This is a genomic window from Fluctibacter halophilus, assembly GCF_020687825.1.
In the GTDB taxonomy this organism is placed as follows: Bacteria; Pseudomonadota; Gammaproteobacteria; order Enterobacterales; family Alteromonadaceae; genus Fluctibacter; species Fluctibacter halophilus.
Genome location: NZ_JAJEWP010000009.1, coordinates 1 through 23206, shown reverse-complemented (window position 1 = coordinate 23206; position 23206 = coordinate 1). Strand labels below are relative to the sequence as shown.

Below are 23206 nucleotides of genomic sequence, written 5' to 3'. Positions count from 1 at the left end.
GTTTAGATCCCCAATCCGGTGACAAGCGAAACCAAACGCACGATGATGCCGTCCAATCCCCACAACAACAGGGACACAACAACCGTAGCCGCCAAAACAATCAACGTTGTTTGGTTTGCTTCAGTGCGCGTTGGCCATACCACTTTGCGCACTTCCGTGCGTGACTCTTTGGCAAAGTTCAGGAAAGTAGACCCTTTCTCTGTCGTCGCCGCGATAAACAAAGCAATACCGATGCCGGCGACAGCGCCCAGTGCACGGTAAAGTACAGACTGCTCAGCAAAATAGCTGTTTGCCGCGACAACACCGCCCAGCAAGGCGATAACAATTACCCATTTGACCACATCCATTGGATTGGATGCGCTTTCAACTTTTTCGCTCATGCTCGTCATATCCACCAGCTTGCTGCACCATGCCAAACTGCACCATGCAGGAATTCAAATCTTTACTTTGTCATCTGTGCGTGAATGGAATCAATCCATCCCACGCCATTTAATCTTACATTGGCAGGGGTGGAGGGACTCGAACCCCCAACCATCGGTTTTGGAGACCGCTGTTCTACCAATTGGAACTACACCCCTAACGCCTTTGCTCCATAGAATATATGGGCAAATTTTAGTTACACCACCCTTGTGAAAGCGACGAATCTTTGCGGGAAAACGTTGTGTCACAACAGGGAGGGACGCGTATTATACTCATTGAGGGTTAAGATACAAGGCAAACCGCTGCAACAATATGCTCCCGCTAGCGACTGCGTGACATGGCAAAGTCCAGTTGCACACGCTGCTCGGCTTCAACGGCGTGGCCATCAACGAATTTAGGTGCATAGCGCCATTTTTCGACCGCTTTAACTGCCTCTTTCTCAAACGCCTTGCCACCCTCTGAAGCCAACACTTCAACGTCCTCAACAAACCCGTAGGGCGAAACTATAAAGGCCACTTTCACCCACCCTTCTTTCCGTTGCCGGGCTTTTGATACCGGGTAGTCTGGAGGCAGCCTGTACAACGGAATTTGCTCGATATCGTCTTGCCACGGTGTCATCTCACCGATGGCAACACAGTGGGACGTAGCCCTGTCAGACTGTCCTTCTGACTCGTAAGCATTCACAAGCCTTGCCCGCGCGGCCAGTTCATAGGGATGAGAAACGTTCAGTTGCTCTGTTATCTGCCCTACCACCCATTCAAACGACGTAATCGCGTCATTACGTTTGTCCAATGCCTCGAGCATTTTCCCCTGCACAAACGTAACCTCTATCGCACGGATATCATTGTCGCCGAAGTGCTGTAAAAAGTAGTCTTTGCTTTGCGCCAGCAGCGCAACATAGTCCTTCGCCAGATCGGGCTGCACGATATAGCTCATCAGGCTCATGGACGCATCGTACAGCATCCCGGCCTGATCAGCGTTTGCAGTCTCAAAACGGGCCGGGGTCTGGCGCACAACATCCTTCACATAGCGTTGGATACGGCGCTCCTGAGATGCCGTGAATTTTGCACGATTCCTGGCCCATTTATACGCTGACTGACCAGCGGTCAAAAAGCGGACTTTGGTTTCATACAGGGCTTGTTCAGACGGACTATCCTGTTGTTCGAGCATATCCAGAACGCCCAGCAAGGTTGTCATTGCCTCGAAGGGTTGCTCTGCTTCAACCTGCGCAGATGCCAAATTGATGTATAAGTTGATGGTATTCTGGCTATCCGCGCCGAAATGTTGTTGGCCCAGCGTGAGGGCTCTTAGCGCTGCGTCCAGTACAGCTTCCGGAGCGCCCTCTTGCAGCGCATGCTGGTAATCAGCATAAGCCTGCGAAAACGAGCCCGTATCGCCGGAGGCTTGCACAGGTGCGCTAACAGCGCTGGTCAGAAACAGTAGGGGTAACATCCTTTTCATTGTTTACTCGCTCCTTGGCTTACGACACAAAAAACCTCGTGTTTTTGCCTCCACGAGTGTGTCATATTCTTCCCCTGTCGCCAAGCGGCCTCACTCTCCCGAAGGGTCAGATTGCTGACCAAGCAATTGTTCCAGAATAGGCGCGACACGCGTCGCCAGAGCAGCATGCTTTATGTTCAATAAGTGGTGGGTGTAAGTGGTGTGCAGTTCCACTGACGCCACATTCAGGCTATCCAGCAGATGGGACGTCTGGGGTGTTACCACATAGATGCCGTAGTGGAATCGACCATCGGATACCAGTTCCGGGATCCGTGACAAATGATTGATGGTGTACAGATCGGCACGAATAACATCGGCGTAAAGCCGTTGCATACCATCCATGCTTGCGGCCGTCAGAACAAAGGTTTCGCCAGCTTGAAATAGTAGCTCCCGATTGCACGGTAATTCGCCGTGGCACAACAGTAAAAACGTCACGTCTGTCAGACTCGGTCCTACCGGGATCAACGAAGTGTATTCTTTGAACAGCAAATCGCTGTAGGCAACATCCCCGTCGACGATGCCTTTGTCGGCAAACATCAAATTACGCGCCGACGGTTGCTCAACGAACGTCACGTCAATGTCCAGACGCCGGTAAGCCTCGCGGATAAGTGGAATAAATCGCCCGGTTATCGCCGGATGATTGACGTATGACAGGGTCAGGGATGAGGGTAACGCCTCGGGTTGTGCCGCGCTGCACAACGCACTCAGACTAAGACAAACCACCACTATCAATGGGCGCACCTACGACTCCCCGGACTTTTCCCTCACTGCAAGTATAGTAAGGCAAACAACGGCAGGGATTGAATTAGACCAAAGACTACCTCACCCGGTTTATTCCAAACCGATAAAACCGCCGGTCTGATGAGCCCACAACTTGGCATAAATACCCTGCTTGGCCAGCAATTCTTTGTGGGTACCGGATTCGACAATGTTGCCGTCATCCAGTACCAACAAACGATCCATCTGCGCAATGGTGGACAGACGGTGAGCAATCGCAACGACCGTTTTATCAGCCATGATGGTATTCAGGCATTCCTGTATGGCTTGCTCCACCTCCGAATCGAGGGCGGAGGTCGCTTCGTCGAGGATCAGTATCGGCGCGTCCTTGAGCATGACCCGGGCGATGGCGATACGCTGGCGTTGGCCGCCGGACAATTTGACCCCTCGCTCGCCCACATGGGCATCGTAACCCGTGCGTCCCTGAGGGTCGGACAACAGTTGAATAAAATCATCGGCTTCGGCCTGACGTGCTGCCCGTTGCATATCTTTTTCGCTGGCTTCAAGGCGGCCGTACAGAATATTGTCGCGCACCGAACGGTGTAGCAACGAAGTATCCTGCGTCACCATGCTGATGCTGGCACGCAGAGATTCCTGACTGACATCACGGATATCCTGACCATCAATAAGAATACGACCGCCCTGCACATCGTAGAAGCGTAACAGCAGATTAACCAGTGTCGATTTACCGGCACCAGAACGCCCCACCAACCCGACTTTTTCACCGGGCTTGATGGAGATATTCAATTTATCGAACACCTTGATGGACTGTCCCTTGGCTGCGCCATAGGCGAAGTCCACGGCGTCGAACTCAATGCCACCGCCGTTGACTTTTAGCGGCTGCGCGTTGGGCTTGTCCTGCACGTCTACCGGGTTTGACAAGGTATTGATGCCATCCTGAACAGTCCCCATATTTTCGAACAGCGATGACACTTCCCACATGATCCACTGCGACATACCATTGAGACGCAGGCACAAACTGATCGCCACAGCGATTTCACCGGGGGAAACCCGTTGTTCGGTCCACAGAAAAATCGATAAGGCAGCAACGCTGAACACCAGCAACGCGTTACTGAACCACACGCAGCCATACAGCACGGTAACCAGGCGCATCTGCGGATAAACGGTATGCAGAAAGCCTTCCATACCCTGTCGGGCGTATTCAGACTCGCGCTGGGTATGGGAGAACAACTTCACCGTCATGATGTTGGTATAGCTGTCAACGATCCGTCCGGTCATCAGCGAGCGGGCATCGGCCTGACGCTGGGAAACGGTTTTTAGACGGGGGATCAGGGTGCGCAGGATCACCGCATAAACAACGAACCAAATCAGTAGCGGCACGCTCAATCGCCAGTCTGCCTGGAACACCAACACCACGATACTTATGAAGTAAACACTCACATACACCAAAACGTCGAGTAGCTTCATTACAGACTCGCGCACACTCAATGCGGTCTGCATCACTTTGGTGGCCACCCGGCCGGCAAATTCATTCTGAAAGAAGCTCAGACTCTGGCCAATCAGATAGCGATGGGCCTGCCAGCGAATGCGCATCGGATAGTTACCCAGCAGGGTCTGGTGGGTCAGCATTGACTGCAGGATCACCAGCACCGGCAGGACTACCAGGATCAGCAGCCCCATCCACACCAGCTTGCCTTGCTCCTGCTCAAACAGCGTATCCGGCGAACGCTGTGCCAGCCAATCAACCAGTTGACCGAGGAACCCAAAGATAGACACTTCCAGTGCCGCGATAAGGGCAGCGATCACCGAAACGGACAGAATGAACGGCCACATGCCCTTGCTGTAGTGGCGGCAGAATGCCACCAATGTACCCGGAGGCTGGGTCGGGTGCTCCGGCGGAAACGGGTTACTCAACCGCTCAAAAAACGCAAACATCGGCGCTGAGGCTCCTTACTCGTTGTCCTGAAAACCAAGGGAGTGCAGAATTTCTTCCACTTTGGCGTGGTGCTGTTCACGCCACTGATCCAGACTCATTGCGGTATCCTTGTCAGTGCGCGCCTTAGCGATGCGATAGGCTTCTTCAGCGTCGTCTTTTGGCACCACAGCGATGCCTTCTTCGTCGGCAATCACAATGTCACCCGGATTGACCGTCACACCACCGCACAGGATCGGCTGATTCAAGGGGCTAAGTTGCTTTTTTGCACCCGGCTTTGGGATAACGCCCCGGGCAAACACCGGAAAACGAATATCCCGTGTTTCTGCCAGGTCCCGAATTACGCCATCCACGACAAATCCGGCAATGCCCCGTTGCTGGGCAATCGCACACACATTGCCTCCTGCCACCGCAAAATCCGGATCAGCCTGTACCACAATCACATCACCCGGTTTGGCCCGATAAATCGCGGCATGCAACATAAGGTGATCGCCTGGTGCACATTTGACGGTAAATGCGGGTCCGGCAATACGTGGAATTTGTGGCCACAGCTCGCGGATCTGCGGGCTCATGAACTGACTACGGGGCAGAGCATCGGCATATTCGCACGGCGATATTTGGCCAAATCGCTGATAATCCATGTGCCGTTATCCTCCAAACTGTTGATAAAACTGGAACACCCACACCAGCACGATCGCCACCTGGGCAATAAAAAACGCAAACCGGATCTGTACGGCGCGATTGGAAATGGATATCAGGTGAGTAACCGATTGTCCCAGCCTGGCCGCCAGCAGCCACAGCGCCAATGGGTCGGTGATACTCGCACTGGACGTAGCCAACGCCAGCAGCAAAGCCCCACCGATAAAGGCAAAGCTTTCTACGCAATTGCTGTAGGCGCGGGTCAGTCGATAGCCAAAATCTGTCACATCAGTGCCATCAGCCTTGAAACTGTTGGGCGCTTTTTGCCGACGCATGACCATCGACAGTCGATAGCTGCCCAACCACACCAGTAAAAAAATCGTCCAGGCGATGAAGCCGGTTAACGCAAGAATGGATGCATTCATTAGCGTACACTCCTTGTGCAAAGGTAAGAGAAAGCGGGTTTGTATCGTTCTGTTACATCTTTGTTGCTGGCAATTTGGCCAGACTTTGTCATGATAGAAAAATTTTCCGGCTGCCAATGCCTGCAGCCTGCCATGACAGGAAAGTCAGTATGACAAAATTACACCTTGCCGTCTTGCTGTTATTGCCCGGCCTTGTCAGTAACATCACACATGCATCACCGTTGGGTGCAGACGCCATCCAGGCGGTGCTCAATGCCCCACAGCGCCCGAGCGAAGACAATAGCCGCGACGCCGATCGACAGCCTCACCTGATCCTCGATTTTATCGATATCGCGCCGGGGGATACGGTGTTCGACATGTTTGCCGGCGCCGGCTGGTATACCGAGTTGTTTTCCCGCGCGGTAGGCCCTGACGGTACTGTTTATGCACACAATGATCCGGTCATCTGGCGTTTTGCAGAACAAGGTATCAATGCCAGAACCGCCGACCAGCGTCTGCCCAATGTGGTGCGCATCGACAACACTGACATCACTGCCATTGAGGTTCCCGACAACAGTGTGGACATCATTTTTACCGCACTCAATTACCACGATTTGTTTTTTACGGATTACACCAAAGACGGCGAGCACATTGTGCTGCGTGAGTCTGTGGTGAATTACCGGGATGCCCTTGCGCGTCTCAAAAAAGCCCTCAAACCGGACGGCATCATGGTCATCATCGACCATGCCGCAACGCCCGGTTCCGGCTATGATGCTGCCAATGTGCTGCATCGCATCGACCCTGACATCGTGCGCTTTCAAATGGCACAAGCCGGGTTCTCATTGGTAGAGCAGGCCTATTACCTGCACAACCCTGACGATGATCTCAGCCGCTTCGTGTTTGCCCCTGATTTACGCGGCAAGACCGACCGATTCATCTTCAAGTTTACACCTCAACCCTAACGAGCATAACAATATGAAGTTAAAACTGACCTGCATTGCCGCAGCACTGGCCTTATCGGCCTGCGGACAAGCGCCCCAGCAAAGCACCGAAACAGCCGCCAGTGCTGTTGAGCAAGCAGCCGAAAAAACAACTGAACTGAATTCCGGTATCCTGACCCAAAACATGGACCTCAGCGTCAAGCCCGGCGATGACTTCTTCCAATACGTCAACGGTAAGTGGCTGGACAACACCGAAATTCCAGCCGACAAATCCAGCTACGGCGGCTTTACGATCCTACGCGACGAAGCGCAGGAAGACGTGATGGAAATCATTCGTGCCTCCGCCGAAGGTGACTTCAAAAAGGGCAGTGACGAACAACGTGTCGGTGATCTCTATCAGTCCTATATGGACATGGAAACCCGTAACAAAACGGGCCTGGCGCCACTGCAGGCAGAGCTGGCCAAAGTGGATGCCATTGACAGCCACGACGCGCTGGCAACCTATTTCGCCTACGCCAACCGCTATGGCTATGGTGGTCCGTTCAATGTCGGTCAGTACGTCGATTTTAAAGATCCGAATCGCTACATGATTTACAGCTGGCAAGCGGGCCTGGGCCTGCCGGATCGTGAGTTCTATTTCAAAGACGACCCAGTCAACGTCGACATTCGCGACAAATACCTGGCCCACATTGCCAATATGCTGGACCTTGCCGGTATCGGTAATGGCAAAGCCAATGCTGACATGATCATGACGTTGGAAACCCGCCTGGCCGAACAGCACATGAAAAAAGAACAGACCCGCAATATGGTGGCGCTGTATAACAAAGTACCGGTGACGGAGCTGGCTGACTTGATGCCAAACTTTAACTGGAGCGGCTATTTGCAGGAAGCCCAGCTGTCTGATCTGGATGGCCTGGTCGTCACTCAAATGGATTACATGCGCGCACTGGACGGCATTATCCAGGACGTCAGCCTTGACGACTGGAAAACCTACCTGAAGTGGAACCTGGTCAATGCCACCGCCGGCCGCCTGACCGAAGATTTGGATAACGCCAATTTTGCCTTTTACGGCAAGGTACTGCGCGGCGTGGAAGAGCAGTTGCCACTGTGGCGCCGGGCTGTGACCATGCTCAACAACAATGTTGGTGAAATCATCGGCAAAGTGTATGTGAAGAAACACTTCCCGCCAGAAGCCAAAGAGCGCATGTTGGAAATGGTCAATAACCTGCTCAAGGCCTATGAGATCAGCATCAACGAATTGGATTGGATGACCGATGAAACCCGTGCTCAGGCACTGGATAAGCTGTCCAAATTCACCCCTAAAATCGGCTACCCTGACAAGTGGCGGGATTACTCCGACCTGACCATTGCTGAAGATGATCTGTTCGGTAACCTGGCCCGTTCAGCCGAAGTGCAATATGCACAGATGCTCGACAAGCAAAATGGCCCGGTGCAAAAACATGAGTGGGGTATGACACCGCAAACCGTCAATGCCTACTACAACCCACCCATGAACGAAATCGTGTTCCCGGCTGCCATCCTGCAACCCCCCTTCTTCAATATGGAAGCAGAAGATGCAGTTAACTACGGGGGTATCGGCGCGGTCATCGGTCATGAAATCGGCCACGGGTTCGACGACTCCGGCAGCACCTTTGACGGAGACGGCGTACTGCGTAACTGGTGGACGGACGTCGACAAGTCTGAGTTTGAGAAACGCACCGCACAACTGGTACAGCAATACAACGAGTTTGAAGCGTTGGAAGGCCTGAACGTGAACGGTGAGTTCACCCTGGGTGAAAACATCGGTGACCTGGGTGGCATCAGCATTGCGCTGAAAGCCTACCATTTGTCATTGGACGGCAAACCCGCTCCGGTTATCGATGGCTTCACCGGCGACCAGCGGGTATTTATCGGTTTCGGTCAGGTGTGGGCCAACAAGTACCGCGACGAAGCGCTGCGCAATCAGATTGAAACGGATCCCCACTCACCCAGCCACTTCCGCGCCAATGGCTCGGTACGTAACGTACCGGAATTCTACGAGGCCTTTGACGTGACTCCGGAAAATGCCTTGTACCTGGCTCCGGAACAGCGGGTCAAGATCTGGTAAGCACGGCTTGCCCTGAGACGAAAAAGCACGCTTGTTAGCGTGCTTTTTTTTACTCGATAACTAGCTTAGCCGCTTGGCCCGGTAACGCTTGCCTTTGATACGCCCTTCTTTAAGGTAGCGCAAAGTGGGTTTGACGCTGCGCAGCAACACAGCCACATAGGTCTGATTCGCTGTGACTTTGATATTACCGATGTCCTCGACAGGAATCCCCCCGTCCTGCGTCAACGCCCCAACAATATCGCCGGGGCGCAATTTGGTTTTCTTGCCACCGTCAATTAACACCGTTTGCCAGGCTGGCTGAACAATACGGTTGGCATGAAAGCGCAATGACTGGATCCCTTTGCTTTTGATCGTACGCCCCATGTGCGCTTCGATTGCTTGCAATGCCGATACTTCTTTATCACTGCACAACGTCACCGCGAGGCCTTTTTCGTTCGCCCGTCCGGTCCGCCCGATACGATGCACGTGAGTATCGGCATCCTGACTGACCTGGAAGTTGACAACCAGCGCAATGCCTTTGATGTCGAGTCCCCGGGCGGCCACATCGGTCGCCACCAACACATTAATACTGCGCTGGGCAAACTGCACCAACACATCGCTGCGCTGACGTTGCTCCAAATCGCCGTGCAGTGCTTTGGCCGCAAAACCCCGATCACACAGGTAGGCTTCCACCGCCTGACAATCCAGCTTGGTGTTGCAGAACACCACGCAGGCGTCGGCCTGCTCGTCGGTGAGCACCGCCGCCAGCCCCTGCAAACGCACCGACTCTTCCACCCGATAAACCCGTTGTTCAATGTCCTGCGCATCGTGCAGGGTTTCCACCACCACACTGTGCGGCTGACGCTGAACCCGTGCACTCATCTGCTTGACGCTGGCTGGATAGGTGGCGGAAAACAACAACGTCTGGCGCAATGTGGGGGTGTGTTCGATGATCACATCCATTTCATCGGCAAAGCCCATGTCCAACATCCGATCCGCCTCATCAAGCACCAGGGTTTTCAGCTCACCCAATGCCAGCCGACGCTTGAGGATATGGTCCATAATCCGCCCCGGAGTCCCCACAATCACATGGGCGCCATGCTTCAGAGCGCTGATTTGCGCCCCCATGGGCATACCACCACACAGGGTTTGCACCCGCACATTACCCAACCGGGAAACGGTGCTACGGATCACATCCGCCACCTGATCGGCCAGTTCGCGAGTCGGACATAACACCAATGCCTGCGGTGCGAGGCTGTCGGTGTCCAGTTGTTGCGCCAGTGCCAATGCAAAGGCCAGGGTTTTGCCACTGCCGGTTTTGGCCTGCGCAATCACATCACTGCCCCGCAACATCAGAGGCAGTGCCGCCGACTGCACCGGGGTCATCTCAACAAAGTTGTTGGCTGCCAATGCATCCAACAGCGCTGGCGAGAGCGCCAGTTCGGTAAAACGTGTTACGGCGTCGGTCACCCTTTGTCGCCTCCTACCAAGAAGTGCTGATCAATATCAATGGCCTGATCCAATGCCTCAAGCCAGGGCTTGCGGGCCAGAGCTTTCGTATTGCGATGGGCCGGCATATCCAGTTTTCGCAGTTGTTGTGCCACGGCACTGACATGGGCATCGAACTGCCCGGCCTCGACCACACTGTCCAGAAAACCGGCCTGTACTGCGTCATCCGGGCTAAATAGCTCAGCACACAGCACCGAGCGGGTGAAAAAGTTATCGGTCAGGCGGCCACGGGCCAGCGCAATACCGGCATTGTGCATGGTCATGCCAATCGCCACTTCATTTAAACCAATTTTAAAATCGCCCTGTACCCCTACCCGATAGTCTGCTGACAGTAACAGGAACGCACCTTTTGCCACCGCATGACCGGTACAGGCCACCATCACAGGATAGGGAAACGACAATAAACGCCGTGACAGCCGTGACCCGGCCTGCACCAATGCCATGATCCCCTGGGGGTCACCGTGCATCACATTAAGATCATAACCCGCGCTGAAGATGCCAGGCTGTCCTTTGATACACACCACGGCTTTGGCTTGTTCCGCGCGATCCAGCGCCGCAGACATCTGCGCAATCACCTGCGGCGAAATCGCATTCGCTTTGCCGTTATGCAACGTCAGGGTAGCAACCCCGCCCTGCTCCTGATAGTTCACCAATTCAGTCATCTTGCTTCCTATATGGATTTTCTTTGCGCCACAGGTTCAGCACCCCATCCTCTTCGTGCATCGGGAACGGAGACTGCTGGCGATAGATGCGTAACCAATGTTCAACCAGCCCCTGATAGGTTTCGCTGTTTTTGAACTGGATGGCCGCTTCCTGCAGGCGTGCGACCAAGGCCGGATCCGTACCGGGTTTGGACACCACCAGATAGCTCTGGATTTGTTGATAAACAAACACCCGCTGAACAGCATCACATTGCACGTTCAACTGCACACAATAATAGGCCAGTCCGGCATCAGAGAAAAAAATACTGTCGACACGCTGTTTCAATAATGAGCCCACCACCTGCTGCCAGTGATTGTACTCCACCACATTGGGAACCTTGTAGCGGTTAAGAATTTCCGCCCGAACATCCCCCCGCAGCACACCGACATCACCCAACACCGGCAGGTCATCGAGATGACGTATCGGACGGCTGGCCGGCTTCAGGCTGTATACACCAAAAATATTGGCCGTGATTGGCGTGATCCAATGATATAGGGATTCCCGTTCCGGGGTGCGCGCCAGGGCAAACACCAACACGTTGGCTTTTTGCTGTGCCTCCTGTTCAACCCGGGCCCAGGGCGCGGTGAGGATCTCCTGTGACAGGTTGGCTGTGCGCAGCACTCCTTCCACTACATCCACGGCATAGCCTTCCAGCTTGCCCCGTTCATCGAGATGAATAAACGGGGGTTCCGGGTTGGTGAGGATCCACAAATCCTGCTCATTGGTCTGCGCTTGTGCGGCTCGTATGCCGACCATGCACAGAAGCCACAACCCGATCACTCGCACTGCAGAAACTCCGATTAAACGATCTTCCAGTTGACCGTTTGTCCGGCGAAAAACGGCACGATGGGGTTACCATTGGGCAAGGTAATGCTGTCAGGTACCTGCCACTGGGTTTTGCGCAGCGTGATAGTGCTGGTATTGCGCGGCAAACCATAAAAATCAGGGCCGTGCAGGCTGGCAAATCCTTCAAACTTGTCCAGTGCGTTCAGTTCATCAAACACATGAGCGTAAAGCTCCAGCGCACTCCAGGCACTGTAACAACCGGCACAGCCGCAGGCTGACTCTTTGCGGTGTTGTTCATGAGGGGCTGAATCGGTACCCAGGAAAAACTTCGGATTACCGCTTGCCACCGCCTGACGCAAAGCCTGTTGGTGGGTATTGCGCTTGAGTACCGGCAGACAATAATTGTGCGGACGGATCCCTCCGACCAACAGGTCGTTGCGATTCAGCAACAAGTGTTGTGGCGTTACCGTTGCCGCCACTTTGGGGCCTGCACTTTCCACGAACTGTACCGCATCGGCGGTGGTAATGTGCTCCAGCACAACCTTCAGTTCGGGAAACGCATTGACGATCGGCGCCAGGTGACGGTCGATAAATACTTTTTCACGATCGAAGATATCGATGTCGGCACTGGTGACTTCACCGTGCACCAGCAACAACATGCCGGCGTCACTCATGGCTTCAAAGACCGGGTACAAGCTTTCAATCGCCGCCACCGCAGCATCAGAGTTGGTGGTAGCGCCAGCCGGGTAAAGTTTGGCGGCAATGATACCGGCCTGCTTGGCGGCCTGAATATCCTCGGCACGGGTCTCATTGGTCAGGTACAAGGTCATCAGGGGTTCAAAATCACTGCCTTGCGGCCGCGCTGCTCGGATCCGCTGGGCATAGGCCAACGCCATCTCAGTGGTGGTCACCGGCGGTACCAGATTAGGCATCACGATCGCGCGTTTAAAACAGCGCGCCGTGGCCGGTACGGTCTCTGCCAGCATATCGCCATCACGAAAATGAAGGTGCCAGTCATCCGGGCTAATGAGGGTAATTTCTTGCATGGTATCCCTTGTTCATCGGGGCGAAGCCCCCAGCTATAAACGATGGGCGCTATTATGCCTGAAAATCGAACAGAAAAGATCCCCTGCGTGCGGTTTTCGCCCCCGAATCATCCCCGTTACATTGATATCACCTGCCGTTCAGCGGTATAACTGTATCAACCCTGAGTTTTAACGTGGTGAAACAAGGATGTCGCTGACTTCCGGTCGCATACTGATCATCGTCACGCTTTACGCCATTACCATGTGGCTGACCAACGTGTGGCTGGGATTCCTGAGCCTGGATGCCCCGTCAGGACTGGCCAAACGTGATGCAGGCGCGGCCCTGACCCTGCCATTGATTACGCTGCTGTGCACCGTCGGTTGCCACTATTGTCTCAACGGCACTGCCATGTGCCTGGAACGAATTCACAGTTTCCGTCCGCGTCAGTTTCGGGTCAGTCGTTACCACACCATTGTGCGATTGGCGGAGCGTGATTTTCGCCGCGCCCGTTTCGGCTTATTGATTGCCCCACTGACGATCGCCTCTGGCTATATCTGGCATGAAGGCATTGCGCAGAACATTTGGCAGTCTAACCCCTGGCGCTTAGTGTTACTGGCACAGGCTTACCCGTTATGGATCATGATATTTCGTCTGCTGTATTGCCTGTGGTTCAGCGTGCGGGTGGTACTGTTGACCATTCGCAATCACCTGACCGTGCGTTTGTATGAAATTGAAGAACTTACGCCCATCTGCCACCTGGTGATCATGAATGTGCTGTTTGCCTCGCTGGTCATGGCAACCTACCCACTCAACCTGCTGTTTATTCCATTGCCGGCCACCGACCTGCTGATCCTGGCGGTGTTGGGCGGCGTGCTGGTCAGTCTGTTGCTCTATCCGGTGCTGGTGATACATCGGCATTTGCAGCACAAACAACGTCAGATGCTGTCACGTATCAACGCGGCACTGGAAAGCGAGGTCACACCGACAGACGGCAGCGACAATCAGCGTCGACTGGTCGACGATGGCCAGCGCCTGCAGTACGTGGCCGATCTGCTCAACGTGCGCAAAGAAATCTCCGAAGCGCCATTGTGGCCCATGAACTCCCCTTTCTGGCTGAAGCTGTTCAGTATGGCGCTGATCCCGGTCATGGCCTGGATTGGTGCGGGCATCGTCAGCCAATTGCTTAAACAATGGGTGATCAGCTTATGAAACGCGGCTATTTGCCCCTGGCCTATCTGATTGGCGGGCTGTTATTAAATGTCTGGTTGGGTAACCTGTCCACCGACACGCAAGCCAGATTCAGTCGCGATTTTAACGCCGCACTGGCGTTTCCGATCATCACCGCCTTTTGTTGGTGGTCGATTGGTCATTTACGCCAGGTGGCCTATCAGAAACTCTACCAGGTCACCATCAATCTGCAGCAACCTCATCGATTCGCCACCTTTAGTCAGCACCTGCACGTTGTCCTGCGTCGCTGTCGCTGGCTGGGCCTGGGTAGCGGTACGGTCATCGCGTTTACCTACATGTGGGTGGAAGGCCTGCTGAACCTCAGCGGTTTTCACCGTCAGTTTGTGCTGAACCTGATGGCCTGGGTGTTCTGGATGATGGCGTTGTGGCTGATCTGCCACATCATTCTGGTGACCAGCCTGGTCATACGGCGTTTTTTATCCGCCAGGGACATCGATTTATTCAGCGTCGGCAAATTGCAGCCGGTGTCTGATCTGGTGCTGGTGCATGTCAGTCACACCCTTGGCGTACTGATCCTGGTGCCCCTGTTCTGGCTGGGTAAAGACATCCCGTGGACTGACGTGGTGATCACCACCGGCCTCATCACCTTGTTGGTACTGTACGTGTTCTGGCCGGTGATCAATGTGCATCAGTTGATCGGTATTAAGAAACGTCAGGCAGTGCAACGGCTCAATCAGTCGATACGGGATTTGTTCGCCCACAGCCAACCGGGCAAAGGGCGACTCACCGACGATCGGGAACGACTGCGTGAACTGAGCAGCCTGATATCGGCCAAAGCCGAGCTGAACAACCAGAGTGAGTGGCCGATCAATCTGCCACAAGGCATTCGTACCCTGCTGATCAGCATTGCGGTTCCATTATCCTGGGCCGCAGGCTCGATGGTTGAAACCCTGATTGGATATCTGCAGGGCCTCTGATGGCTCAGGCTTTTTTAACAAACTCCGATTTCAGCTTCATGGCACCGATACCGTCAATTTTGCAGTCGATATCGTGATCACCATCCACCAGACGAATGTTCTTTACCTTGGTGCCCACTTTTACCACTGACGATGAGCCTTTGACCTTAAGATCTTTGATCACCGTAACCGTGTCTCCGTCTTGCAATGGGTTGCCATTGGCATCTTTGATCTGGGCCTGATCGTCGGCGCTGGCATCACCACTTTGCGGCCACTCGTGTCCGCACTCAGGACACACGTACATGTCACGGTCTTCGTAAACGAATTCAGACTGGCATTGGCTGCAGGACGGTAATTGGCTCATGGTGATATTCCTGTATTGAGGGAGGCGGTATTATCCACGTTGACCCACAAAATACCAGCACTGAATGTAGGGCCTTTAGCGGGCCGTTTGTTCGACCCAAATGAGTTGCTCGGTTGCATAACCAAGATCATTGGCCTGATCAACCAGTTGTTCTATCACAGGTTGAGCAAGTTTGGGGCTGCGACTGAGTATCCACAAATAGTCCCGATCGGGGCCACTGACCAATGCCCATCGATAATCTTCATCCAGCGCAATCACGACATAGCTGGCATAGAACGGTCCGAAGAATGACACTTTGAGGTGGCCGGTGGCAGGATCGTCGACAAAGTAGGCTTTGCCCTGCGCCTCACGCCAGTCTCTTTCAGCACTATCAAACCCCCGATTGATGACCGAGACCCCGCCATCGTCGCGCAGCGAATACGTCGCCGTAATGCGGCTAAGACCACGTTCAAAGGGATGATCCAGACGCGCAATCTCATACCAGGTTCCGAGATACCGCTGCAACTCAAAACCGCTGATCGGTTTCACCCCGTCAGGCGTACCTGTGCAGCCCAACAAAAAAACCATCAATACCGCCACAAGCGACCAGCGTCGATAATTCCTGTTCATGCGTAATCCTTCGTAAAAGCACATCCCCGATAGGTACGCGGGCAACGGAAATGTGATCACTGCTTCGACCCACGACGTCAAACCCTGACCCAGATCAAAGCAATGTTATGTGACGTTGCTACACTGTAGTTCCTGGCCAATAGAAATCCCAAGGAGAATCCGATGCCACTGGAAAAACACAGTTTCCTGAAAGAATTTCCCGATCATCATCACACCATTCGTCACCTGAAAATGAACGATGCCCATTTTGCCAAATTGTTTGACGAATATAACGCGCTGGATCATGACATCTACAATGTGGAGTCATCCGGCAGCGTGGTGGCCGACGAAGAACTGGAACGCAAAAAACTGCGTCGGGTTGAACTCAAAGACGCCTTGCTGTCGCAGGTCAAAAAAGAAGAAGCGCTGCAGTAAGTTGCCAGCAATAAACGAACAAAAAAGACCGTCTGATGACGGTCTTTTTTGTGCGGTCGGCTAGCGGGTAAGGACCACCCGGTAGTGTGCTTTGCCTTCCCGCACCCGGTTGATCGCTTCATTGACCTGATCGAAACGATACGTTTCAGTGACCGGTGCAATGCCGTGACGGGCCGCGAATGCAAACATCTTTTCAATCGTCGCGGGGCTACCCACCGGAGATCCGGATACGCTGCGTTGCCCCATGATCAAGGGGAACACCCCGATATTGAGCGGCTCCAGGGCAGCGCCGACAAAATGCAAACGTCCTTTGGGTGCCAGTGTCGCCACATAGGCTTCCCAGTTCAGTGTCACATTGACCGTCGAAATGATCAGGTCAAAACGGCCCGCAGCCGCTTCTAGGGCCTCCGTATTGCTGCTGTTCAGCACATGATGTGCCCCCAGCGACAACGCTTCCTCGCGCTTTTTGTCGCTGTGAGTAAACGCCGTTACTTCACAGCCCCAGGCGCGCAAAAATTGCAGGGCGAGATGCCCAAGACCACCGATACCGATGACACCCACTTTTGCCGTCGGTGGAATATCAAATTGCACCAGCGGATTAAACACCGTCACCCCACCGCACAACAAGGGCCCTGCGCTGTCATGATTGATACCGTCTGGTAGTGGCACTACCGCAGTAGCCTGCGCCCTGACCTGCTCGGCAAATCCACCATGACGACCGCCGATGGTCATTTGCGCAGAGGCACACAGGTTGTGGTCGCCGGAATGGCAGGTATGGCAGGTTTCGCAATACCCCGAATGCCACCCGAGCCCAACATACTGCCCAACCCGCAAATGCTTCACCTGGTTGCCGACCTGTTTCACTGTGCCAATCACTTCATGGCCGGGTACAAAGGGGTATTCGGTAAAGCCCCAGTCATTGTCGAGCATGCTGACATCACTGTGACAGATGCCGCAAGATGTCACATCGATTTCCACTTCATGACTGCCCAAGGGACCGGGATCGTATTCGAAGGCCTCCAATGGGCCTCCCGGGGTTGTCGCTGCATAAGCTTTGATCATCGAAAACTCCTGTCGTTCATCAATTAACCGTTAAGGATTGCTATCACGTGGTACAGTATCAATCTTGGCCATTTTTATAACAATATTGAGATCTGAAACGCTTTGTCATGAAAAAAGAAACATTAAACCTTGAGTGGTTGAAACACTTTCTCACTGTCGCAGAACACCTTAGCTTCACCCGAGCCAGCCTTGCCTGTGGTGCACCAAAGTCTGCACTGAGCAAAAGCGTTAAGCAGCTCGAACAACAACTGGGCACCCTGTTGTTCAGTCGCACCTCACGGGTAGTTCAAATCACCGAGGCCGGGCGGATCCTGCAGCGCAGAGCAACTGACCTGTTAGCCGACGCCGATTCCCTGATGATTGATTTACATGCCCTGCAACACAACGTCTCCGGCCATCTCAAATTAGCCGCGCCGCCGTTACTTGGCCGCCTGCTGACCAGCCAGATCCTGCCCGATTTCATGACCCAATGGCCGGATATCACCGTCTCACTCAAATCATCCCACCACTACGAAGACCTGTTTAAAGAGGGCATCGACCTGGCGTTTCGAATGGGTACCAACCGCGATCACAACCTGATCCAGAAACCCCTGGGGGCCGCGAATCGGGTGCTGGTTGCTGCACCATCACTGTTTGAGCGATACGCACCAGTGAGTCGTATTGATCACCTTGAACGCTATCCCAGTGTGCAGTTTCTGCAACAGGATGACCCCCAGTGGCTGTTGTGCAACAGCGATACCAGTGACACCCTTCGCGTATCACTGCCGGTGGCGTTTCACTGTACGGATCTCACCACCCTTCGCCATGCCGTGACTGCCGGTATGGGTATTGGTCTGTTGCCCTGGCTGTTGGTACGGGATGACATTCAACAAGGCAGCCTCACTCATTTGCTGAGCGACTGGACCAGCCCGGAGCTCGCCATTTCTCTGGTATATCGGGAAGGGCACAACAAATCTGCCCGTCTGGCCGCCTTCCTTGAGCATGTACAGGCCCATCAACACTGTTTTGATCTCAGATACCGCTGAGCTTGTCGACCCGTCACGTCGTCGCTCACCGGCAGCAACTTTTTTGACCTCGATCAAGGATAGTCGGCCGGCCTACGACTATTGTCTTAGGTTATAAATTATACGATTAAGAGATAATGCGGTTCGCTTTTCACCGTTTTTGAGGTGCTGTATGAACGCGATAAAGCCTGTGCTTCGAGTCTTGCTCCCACTGCTGTTGATCACCATCACCTTGGTATTCACCGACAGCCCTTGGTGGGTGACGTTGCTGGTTGACGTCATTGTGATCATCACCCTGTTGATGGATACCGTATTGCAAACCTCAGCAACGGCCAGACAAGAAATGAGCAGTGCTGAACCGATGTCCGAACAGCTGGCACAGGTAGGCAACGCCATCAGTCATGCCACCAGCGGTATCGCCATTGGTGGGGCGTCGGTTTCTCACTTTATGGATACCCTGACCCACGCCTTTCAGCTGCAAGCCAGCAGTGTCAAAGAAATGGTGGAACGCATCACGGCACTTGAGGACGGTAACAAAGTGCTGCTCAATCATGCGGAAGTCGGCCTGGAAAAAACCCGTGAAACCGACGACAACAATCAGCAGTGCAACGCCCTTCTAACCGATGTCCTGACCCAGCAAACCGAACTGGTCGCGCAGATCGAATCTGCCAAGACCCTGGTCGGCAATCTCAAACAACGGGCAGACTCCATCTCCAGCATCACCACCACCATCAACCAACTGGCGGATCAAACCAACATGCTGGCCCTGAACGCCGCCATCGAAGCTGCCCGGGCCGGTGAGCAGGGTCGCGGCTTTGCTGTGGTAGCCGATGAGGTTCGGGATCTGGCCAAGAAAACCGCCGACGCGACCCACGGCATCGATACTTTGCTGCAGGAAATCAACGAAGGCAGTGCCCAGTCGGTGGCGGCGATTGAGAAAGTCTCCAGCGGCGGCGAAGCCGTGTCTGCGCTGATCGATCAAACCTCGTCGTTGGTCCAGGCCACATCCGAATTTTCCACCCAGGCCTCTGATGCCATGCAGGAACTGGGCGATGAAGTAAAACTGCAATGGGACAGAAGCAGTGGCATCAGTCAACACATCAAAACCCTGAACGAAGCGAATCAAACGTTGGAATCGGACCTGGAAGAGGTATCCGATAAGGTGTTGAGTCTCAGTCACCAGACCGAAGAAATCTATCGCCACATCGACACCCTGAACGTCTCCGACCGTAACTTTGTGGTCAAACAAATCGCCGTCAATGCGGCAAAAGCGGTTGGCCGCCTATTTGAAGAGGCGATCCAGCAGGGTCGGATTTCTGAATCAGCACTATTCAGTTTCAATTATGAACCGGTGCCTGATACCAATCCGCAGAAATTCACCACCCCTTTCGACCGCTTTACCGATGCGACCTTGCCGGATATTCAGGAACCCATTCTGCAGCAAAATTCGTTCATTACCTTTGCCGGTGCAGTGGACATTAACGGCTATTTTCCGACCCACAACAAGAAGTTCAGTCAACCCATGACCGGCAACTATGAACGGGATCTCGCCGCCAGCCGCACCAAGCGCATCTTTAACGATTACACCGGTAGCCGTTGCGGCAAGAATACCGAGGCCTTTTTGCTGCAAACCTATAAACGGGATACCGGCGAGATCATGCATGATCTGTCTGCACCCATCTATGTGAACGGCAAACACTGGGGTGGTTTCAGAATTGGCTATCAGGCCGAGGTGGACTAAACCCTTTACACCGCCTGATCGTTATAAGCGTTTGTCTGTGCACGTTTTTTTGACCCACTTGTGCCGACCCGGTAGGCTAAGCAAAACTTTTCCGGGAACAAAGCTATGTTAGGGATACGTCAATGGTTCGGATTGCTGGCGTTGCTGGTGATAAGCCATGTCACACACGGCGAAACAAAGGCCTCATTAAAGCTCACCCACCCTGACATCGATACACCATTATTGTTCAACGTGGTGTTGCCCGACGGCTATTCTCAGTCTGGCGATAAACAGTATGCCGTACTGTTTGATTTTCACCCCCAGGCCTACCGTTATTTGCAGGGCATGCATCACTGGCTGAGCCACAATGGTGAATGGCCCTGGCCGCAAACCATTATCGTCACGCCCGCGCCCGGCAACCCTGTCGGTCGTTTGTTTGATGACACGGGGAAAACCACGCCACTACTGGATTTCTTTGAGTCAGCGCTGATACCGGCCATTGATGAGCACTACCGCACCAATGGCTTTCGCATCATCAGCGGTTTCCGGGTCAATGGCACCCTCGCCTTGTCGATGCTGCTCAACAAGCCGGATGTGTTTGATGCCTATTTTGTCGCCGCACCGGAGCTGGCAGAGAACTACGCTGGCCTTCTGAGCAATGGGCCTAAAAAACTGGCAGCCCTGCCCGCCAAACCCTTGTATCTGCGCTTTACCTACGGCGATTCGATCAAAGTTGCCGATCAGCAAAGCGCCTACGCAGACTGGCTGACAATCCTTAAACAGCATGCCCCGGCATCCCTGACCTGGTCCCATGCGGATCTCAGTGATCACTATTTCATGTCGTACCCGTTGATGACCCTGATGAGCGGCATTGAGGAAGTGTTCAATGACATCAATGCAGGACTGGCACCGGACTCCAGCATCGCACAACAGGGCTTCGATGCCATTGTTGAGCACTACGCCATGTTATCGCGGGATAAATACGGCTTCGAGGTATCACCACAAACCAGTCTGGCACGTCGGGGCGCCTACCTGCTGTCGATTGACCCAAAGCAAGCCATCGCGTTTTTACGCACAAACCAACAGCGCTTCCCCAAGGACCTGACCGCAGTGCATACCCTGGCAGATGCCTATGCGACCCTTGGTCAGTATGAGCAGGCCATTGAATGGCAAACCCAGGCCGTGCAACTGGCACAGTCCCAACTGACCTGGTACCAACGCTTTCACCAGCAAAAGCTGGCGCAGTATCAACAACAGCTGAATGCTCAGCAGCAACCCTAGGGGTTGCATAGCAATGACGTTTAACGCCGCTAATTATGGCTGGTGTTTGCTAACAGCATTCGATAAGTTACGCACTACTGAACAGGGTTGTTCCCTTCAACATTGACAAGGATGTACCATGAAACTGCTGCTGATACTGGTCGCCGCGCTACTTGCCGGATGTGCTGCTAAACCTTACGCCATCATTGACGGCTCACAAAGTGCGATATCGGACAGTGACAACTACGACGTCGAAATCTTGTCCATCGACGGCAAAATGAGACCACGCAAGCGCAGCGAGAAGGTCAGTCCCGGATTTCACACCATCAACCTGGTATCAACAAAGCCGCTCAAGACCAAAGGCAGCAGTTTTCAGGCGTTCCCGTTGGATGCCAAAGAATGCATGCGTTACGTTGTAACCGCACAACACAACAACAGCGTCAGCGACGAATGGGAAGTCAAAATTCTTCGCGCTACGCCAATTCCTTCCTGCACGCCCAGCGACAAAGAAGCGCCTGAAACGGCGTCGTTGCCGGCCTATCTGACTACAGACACTGCATCCGCCTGCAAACCACTGACAGCGTTATCCAGCAGCGATAGCCCTCGTGTGCTATATCCTGCATTGCAAGACTGCGTTCAACAGGGCAAAGCCGAACAAGCGATTTATCACTATTTCCAAGCCAGCGCCTACGGTTTTTATGATGCGGCACGGGTGTACGACGGCAGCGCACATGCGGCCCTTGAAGTATTGCAAAAGCACACCACCTGGACCCTAGCCCCGCATGTGCAAAGTGAATTTGAACAGACCCTCAGCACCTTTATCCAAAACCCGGACACATTCTCTGCAGCCTGCCAGTTTCTGCGTCAATTGGGCAAACCTGCTTACGCCCCCGATTACATGGTTGAACATGGCGTGATGCGCTTGTCTGATGACAGTGAACAAGGGTTGAAAAAAGACTTTCAGGCTGATGACGCGTGGGAAACCGTACTGACCAGACAACTGGGCTGCGCTTAGACACTGCCCTCGCTTTCTACCACCAGCACCCGGGCCTCGCCCACCGGATGGGCCACATGTTCGGTGCCCACCGAGGCATAGAAGATATCACCGCTATCGAGCAACACGGTTTGTTCCTGACCGTCTTGCCGATAGTGCATGTTAACTTTGCCGTCGAGCACCACAAACACTTCCTGGCCATCATTGATGTGCCATTTATACGGTTGATCGGTCCAATGCAGCCGCGTGGTAATCCCGTTCATGGTAGCGATATGTTCCGCGCCCCAGGCGCGCTCGGCGGTAAAATCTTTGCTTCGAATAATGCGCATTGGGTTCCTCTGTCGACGTTCGCAAAAGCGACCTGTAAACATGAAATTACTGTGGCGTTGCGCCGCTGATCACCACCCATTCGACCATTTGCATGGCAAACACAATGGCAAATACACCACTGGATAACAGCACTCGCTTTTTGGTGCTGTACTGCTCACCAATGGCACTGATGATGAAATAGGGCACGATAAAAAACAGTGCATAGAGGATCAGGTGCAAAACCTGCGGCCCGTCAAAATAGTTGATAACAAAACCTGACACCCCAACCAGCACCAGTGGGACCAGGTAAATGGTAAATGCGCCGAAATAGTCGATAACATTGTCTTTATCAGACAATTTCAAAAAGCCCAGGATCAGGGCCGCGGTGATCAATACTTGAATCATACTGTTCTTCCTTGAAACATTTTTTATTGTTTTGTGTATTCAGGTGATAGGTTACCGCGTTTATGCCGCCATTGATAAGTTTTATCGTGACGCATCGTGTGCGCAACGGGCGTTATGTGCCAGTAGTGGACGGTGGTTAGCTCAAAAGTGAATGGGGGCTTTGGGTGAATAGCAGACTGTTAACGCCCCATTCAGGGGCTTTTAATTGTTGGCTAAAATAACGAACGCAGTGAGGAA

24 protein-coding genes and 1 tRNA gene are annotated in these 23206 nt (G+C 53.6%); 9 read left to right on the top strand and 16 right to left on the bottom strand.

All coding sequences use genetic code 11. From position 1 onward, the window contains the following. Positions 1-2 precede the first annotated feature (2 nt). The 7 genes from secE to LJ739_RS18540 form a co-directional block, all read right to left on the bottom strand. A complete protein-coding gene (gene secE / locus LJ739_RS18570) occupies positions 3-380 on the bottom strand; it encodes a preprotein translocase subunit SecE (RefSeq protein WP_229163039.1) in 378 nt (125 codons plus the stop codon). Positions 381-501: 121 nt separating this feature from the next. Further along, positions 502-578: transfer RNA gene (locus LJ739_RS18565), tRNA-Trp, on the bottom strand. 163 nt (positions 579-741) lie between these two features. Then, the gene (locus LJ739_RS18560) at positions 742-1881 is read right to left on the bottom strand and encodes an energy transducer TonB (RefSeq protein ID WP_229163037.1); all 1140 of its coding nucleotides are present in this window, start codon (positions 1879-1881) and stop codon (positions 742-744) included. A gap of 90 nt (positions 1882-1971) precedes the next feature. Then, positions 1972-2661: a hypothetical protein gene (locus LJ739_RS18555; protein ID WP_229163035.1), complete on the bottom strand. Its 690-nt coding sequence runs from the start codon at positions 2659-2661 to the stop codon at positions 1972-1974. A 90-nt stretch (positions 2662-2751) separates the two neighbouring features. Then, complete coding sequence (locus LJ739_RS18550) at positions 2752-4593, bottom strand: ABC transporter ATP-binding protein (protein ID WP_229163033.1); 1842 nt, start codon at positions 4591-4593, stop codon at positions 2752-2754. A 15-nt stretch (positions 4594-4608) separates the two neighbouring features. Beyond that, entirely contained in the window at positions 4609-5232 is a 624-nt protein-coding gene (locus LJ739_RS18545) for an RraA family protein (RefSeq protein ID WP_229163031.1), read from the bottom strand. Between the two features lie 6 nt (positions 5233-5238). Further along, complete coding sequence (locus tag LJ739_RS18540; RefSeq protein ID WP_229163029.1) at positions 5239-5655, bottom strand: MAPEG family protein; 417 nt, start codon at positions 5653-5655, stop codon at positions 5239-5241. 149 nt (positions 5656-5804) lie between these two features. Between LJ739_RS18540 and LJ739_RS18535 the strand changes: the two genes are divergently transcribed. Together LJ739_RS18535 and LJ739_RS18530 are read left to right on the top strand one after the other, a co-directional pair. Continuing rightward, positions 5805-6596, top strand: coding sequence for a class I SAM-dependent methyltransferase (locus tag LJ739_RS18535; protein ID WP_229163027.1), 792 nt, complete (start codon positions 5805-5807; stop codon positions 6594-6596). A 13-nt stretch (positions 6597-6609) separates the two neighbouring features. Further along, entirely contained in the window at positions 6610-8682 is a 2073-nt protein-coding gene (locus tag LJ739_RS18530; RefSeq protein WP_229163026.1) for a M13 family metallopeptidase, read from the top strand. A gap of 60 nt (positions 8683-8742) precedes the next feature. On the opposite strand, the gene dbpA is transcribed toward LJ739_RS18530, so the two are convergent. The 4 genes from dbpA to pyrC are packed head-to-tail and all read right to left on the bottom strand — an operon-like array spanning position 8743 to position 12704. Continuing rightward, complete coding sequence (gene dbpA, locus LJ739_RS18525; protein ID WP_229163025.1) at positions 8743-10131, bottom strand: ATP-dependent RNA helicase DbpA; 1389 nt, start codon at positions 10129-10131, stop codon at positions 8743-8745. Further along, positions 10128-10832, bottom strand: a complete 705-nt coding sequence (locus tag LJ739_RS18520) for a crotonase/enoyl-CoA hydratase family protein (RefSeq protein WP_229163024.1) — start codon at positions 10830-10832, stop codon at positions 10128-10130. Before LJ739_RS18520 ends, dbpA begins: the two co-directional genes overlap by 4 nt. Beyond that, positions 10825-11628 (bottom strand): substrate-binding periplasmic protein, encoded by an 804-nt coding sequence (locus LJ739_RS18515; RefSeq protein ID WP_229163022.1) that lies wholly within the window; start codon positions 11626-11628, stop codon positions 10825-10827. The genes LJ739_RS18520 and LJ739_RS18515 overlap by 8 nt, the downstream gene beginning before the upstream one ends. 44 nt (positions 11629-11672) lie before the next feature. Next, a complete protein-coding gene (gene pyrC / locus LJ739_RS18510; protein ID WP_229163021.1) occupies positions 11673-12704 on the bottom strand; it encodes a dihydroorotase in 1032 nt (343 codons plus the stop codon). Positions 12705-12891: 187 nt separating this feature from the next. On the opposite strand from pyrC, the gene LJ739_RS18505 reads away from it, so the two are divergent. Together LJ739_RS18505 and LJ739_RS18500 are read left to right on the top strand one after the other, a co-directional pair. After that, positions 12892-13893, top strand: coding sequence for a hypothetical protein (locus LJ739_RS18505; RefSeq protein ID WP_229163020.1), 1002 nt, complete (start codon positions 12892-12894; stop codon positions 13891-13893). After that, positions 13890-14849: a hypothetical protein gene (locus LJ739_RS18500; RefSeq protein ID WP_229163017.1), complete on the top strand. Its 960-nt coding sequence runs from the start codon at positions 13890-13892 to the stop codon at positions 14847-14849. The genes LJ739_RS18505 and LJ739_RS18500 overlap by 4 nt, the downstream gene beginning before the upstream one ends. Positions 14850-14853: 4 nt before the next feature. On the opposite strand, the gene LJ739_RS18495 is transcribed toward LJ739_RS18500, so the two are convergent. Both LJ739_RS18495 and LJ739_RS18490 read right to left on the bottom strand, forming a co-directional pair. Then, positions 14854-15192: a zinc ribbon domain-containing protein YjdM gene (locus tag LJ739_RS18495; RefSeq protein WP_229163015.1), complete on the bottom strand. Its 339-nt coding sequence runs from the start codon at positions 15190-15192 to the stop codon at positions 14854-14856. A 75-nt stretch (positions 15193-15267) separates the two neighbouring features. Beyond that, the gene (locus LJ739_RS18490; protein WP_229163013.1) at positions 15268-15801 is read right to left on the bottom strand and encodes a lipocalin family protein; all 534 of its coding nucleotides are present in this window, start codon (positions 15799-15801) and stop codon (positions 15268-15270) included. Between the two features lie 162 nt (positions 15802-15963). On the opposite strand from LJ739_RS18490, the gene LJ739_RS18485 reads away from it, so the two are divergent. Continuing rightward, positions 15964-16215, top strand: a complete 252-nt coding sequence (locus tag LJ739_RS18485; protein ID WP_229163011.1) for a YdcH family protein — start codon at positions 15964-15966, stop codon at positions 16213-16215. 60 nt (positions 16216-16275) lie between these two features. Here LJ739_RS18485 and ahr read toward each other — a convergent pair whose 3' ends face one another. After that, positions 16276-17277, bottom strand: a complete 1002-nt coding sequence (gene ahr / locus LJ739_RS18480) for an NADPH-dependent aldehyde reductase Ahr (RefSeq protein WP_229163009.1) — start codon at positions 17275-17277, stop codon at positions 16276-16278. Positions 17278-17384: 107 nt separating this feature from the next. Here ahr and LJ739_RS18475 point away from each other — a divergent pair, with 107 nt between their 5' ends. From LJ739_RS18475 to LJ739_RS18460, 4 genes are all read left to right on the top strand, one after another. Next, positions 17385-18302, top strand: coding sequence for a LysR family transcriptional regulator (locus LJ739_RS18475; protein WP_229163007.1), 918 nt, complete (start codon positions 17385-17387; stop codon positions 18300-18302). Between the two features lie 151 nt (positions 18303-18453). Next, complete coding sequence (locus LJ739_RS18470) at positions 18454-20022, top strand: methyl-accepting chemotaxis protein (RefSeq protein ID WP_229163006.1); 1569 nt, start codon at positions 18454-18456, stop codon at positions 20020-20022. A gap of 105 nt (positions 20023-20127) precedes the next feature. Then, on the top strand, positions 20128-21282 hold the full coding sequence (locus LJ739_RS18465; RefSeq protein ID WP_229163004.1) for a hypothetical protein: 1155 nt from the start codon (positions 20128-20130) through the stop codon (positions 21280-21282). A gap of 118 nt (positions 21283-21400) precedes the next feature. Further along, on the top strand, positions 21401-22276 hold the full coding sequence (locus LJ739_RS18460; RefSeq protein WP_229163003.1) for a hypothetical protein: 876 nt from the start codon (positions 21401-21403) through the stop codon (positions 22274-22276). Here the strand turns inward: LJ739_RS18460 and LJ739_RS18455 are convergent. Continuing rightward, positions 22273-22584, bottom strand: coding sequence for a cupin domain-containing protein (locus LJ739_RS18455; protein WP_229163002.1), 312 nt, complete (start codon positions 22582-22584; stop codon positions 22273-22275). The genes LJ739_RS18460 and LJ739_RS18455 overlap by 4 nt on opposite strands. A 46-nt stretch (positions 22585-22630) precedes the next feature. Then, positions 22631-22969, bottom strand: a complete 339-nt coding sequence (locus LJ739_RS18450; protein ID WP_229163001.1) for a SoxR reducing system RseC family protein — start codon at positions 22967-22969, stop codon at positions 22631-22633. Positions 22970-23206: the final 237 nt, after the last annotated feature.

Coding starts and splice junctions, on each gene's coding strand:
- LJ739_RS18545 (WP_229163031.1), bottom strand. CDS start 5,232: ATGGATTATCAGCGATTTGGCCAAATATCGCCGTGCGAATATGCCGAT.
- LJ739_RS18465 (WP_229163004.1), top strand. CDS start 20,128: ATGTTAGGGATACGTCAATGGTTCGGATTGCTGGCGTTGCTGGTGATA.
- LJ739_RS18475 (WP_229163007.1), top strand. CDS start 17,385: ATGAAAAAAGAAACATTAAACCTTGAGTGGTTGAAACACTTTCTCACT.
- LJ739_RS18550 (WP_229163033.1), bottom strand. CDS start 4,593: ATGTTTGCGTTTTTTGAGCGGTTGAGTAACCCGTTTCCGCCGGAGCAC.
- LJ739_RS18535 (WP_229163027.1), top strand. CDS start 5,805: ATGACAAAATTACACCTTGCCGTCTTGCTGTTATTGCCCGGCCTTGTC.
- LJ739_RS18540 (WP_229163029.1), bottom strand. CDS start 5,655: ATGAATGCATCCATTCTTGCGTTAACCGGCTTCATCGCCTGGACGATT.
- LJ739_RS18520 (WP_229163024.1), bottom strand. CDS start 10,832: ATGACTGAATTGGTGAACTATCAGGAGCAGGGCGGGGTTGCTACCCTG.
- secE (WP_229163039.1), bottom strand. CDS start 380: ATGAGCGAAAAAGTTGAAAGCGCATCCAATCCAATGGATGTGGTCAAA.
- LJ739_RS18460 (WP_229163003.1), top strand. CDS start 21,401: ATGAAACTGCTGCTGATACTGGTCGCCGCGCTACTTGCCGGATGTGCT.
- LJ739_RS18455 (WP_229163002.1), bottom strand. CDS start 22,584: ATGCGCATTATTCGAAGCAAAGATTTTACCGCCGAGCGCGCCTGGGGC.
- LJ739_RS18505 (WP_229163020.1), top strand. CDS start 12,892: ATGTCGCTGACTTCCGGTCGCATACTGATCATCGTCACGCTTTACGCC.
- LJ739_RS18560 (WP_229163037.1), bottom strand. CDS start 1,881: ATGAAAAGGATGTTACCCCTACTGTTTCTGACCAGCGCTGTTAGCGCA.
- LJ739_RS18500 (WP_229163017.1), top strand. CDS start 13,890: ATGAAACGCGGCTATTTGCCCCTGGCCTATCTGATTGGCGGGCTGTTA.
- LJ739_RS18470 (WP_229163006.1), top strand. CDS start 18,454: ATGAACGCGATAAAGCCTGTGCTTCGAGTCTTGCTCCCACTGCTGTTG.
- LJ739_RS18450 (WP_229163001.1), bottom strand. CDS start 22,969: ATGATTCAAGTATTGATCACCGCGGCCCTGATCCTGGGCTTTTTGAAA.
- LJ739_RS18495 (WP_229163015.1), bottom strand. CDS start 15,192: ATGAGCCAATTACCGTCCTGCAGCCAATGCCAGTCTGAATTCGTTTAC.
- pyrC (WP_229163021.1), bottom strand. CDS start 12,704: ATGCAAGAAATTACCCTCATTAGCCCGGATGACTGGCACCTTCATTTT.
- LJ739_RS18490 (WP_229163013.1), bottom strand. CDS start 15,801: ATGAACAGGAATTATCGACGCTGGTCGCTTGTGGCGGTATTGATGGTT.
- LJ739_RS18530 (WP_229163026.1), top strand. CDS start 6,610: ATGAAGTTAAAACTGACCTGCATTGCCGCAGCACTGGCCTTATCGGCC.
- LJ739_RS18515 (WP_229163022.1), bottom strand. CDS start 11,628: ATGGTCGGCATACGAGCCGCACAAGCGCAGACCAATGAGCAGGATTTG.
- LJ739_RS18485 (WP_229163011.1), top strand. CDS start 15,964: ATGCCACTGGAAAAACACAGTTTCCTGAAAGAATTTCCCGATCATCAT.
- ahr (WP_229163009.1), bottom strand. CDS start 17,277: ATGATCAAAGCTTATGCAGCGACAACCCCGGGAGGCCCATTGGAGGCC.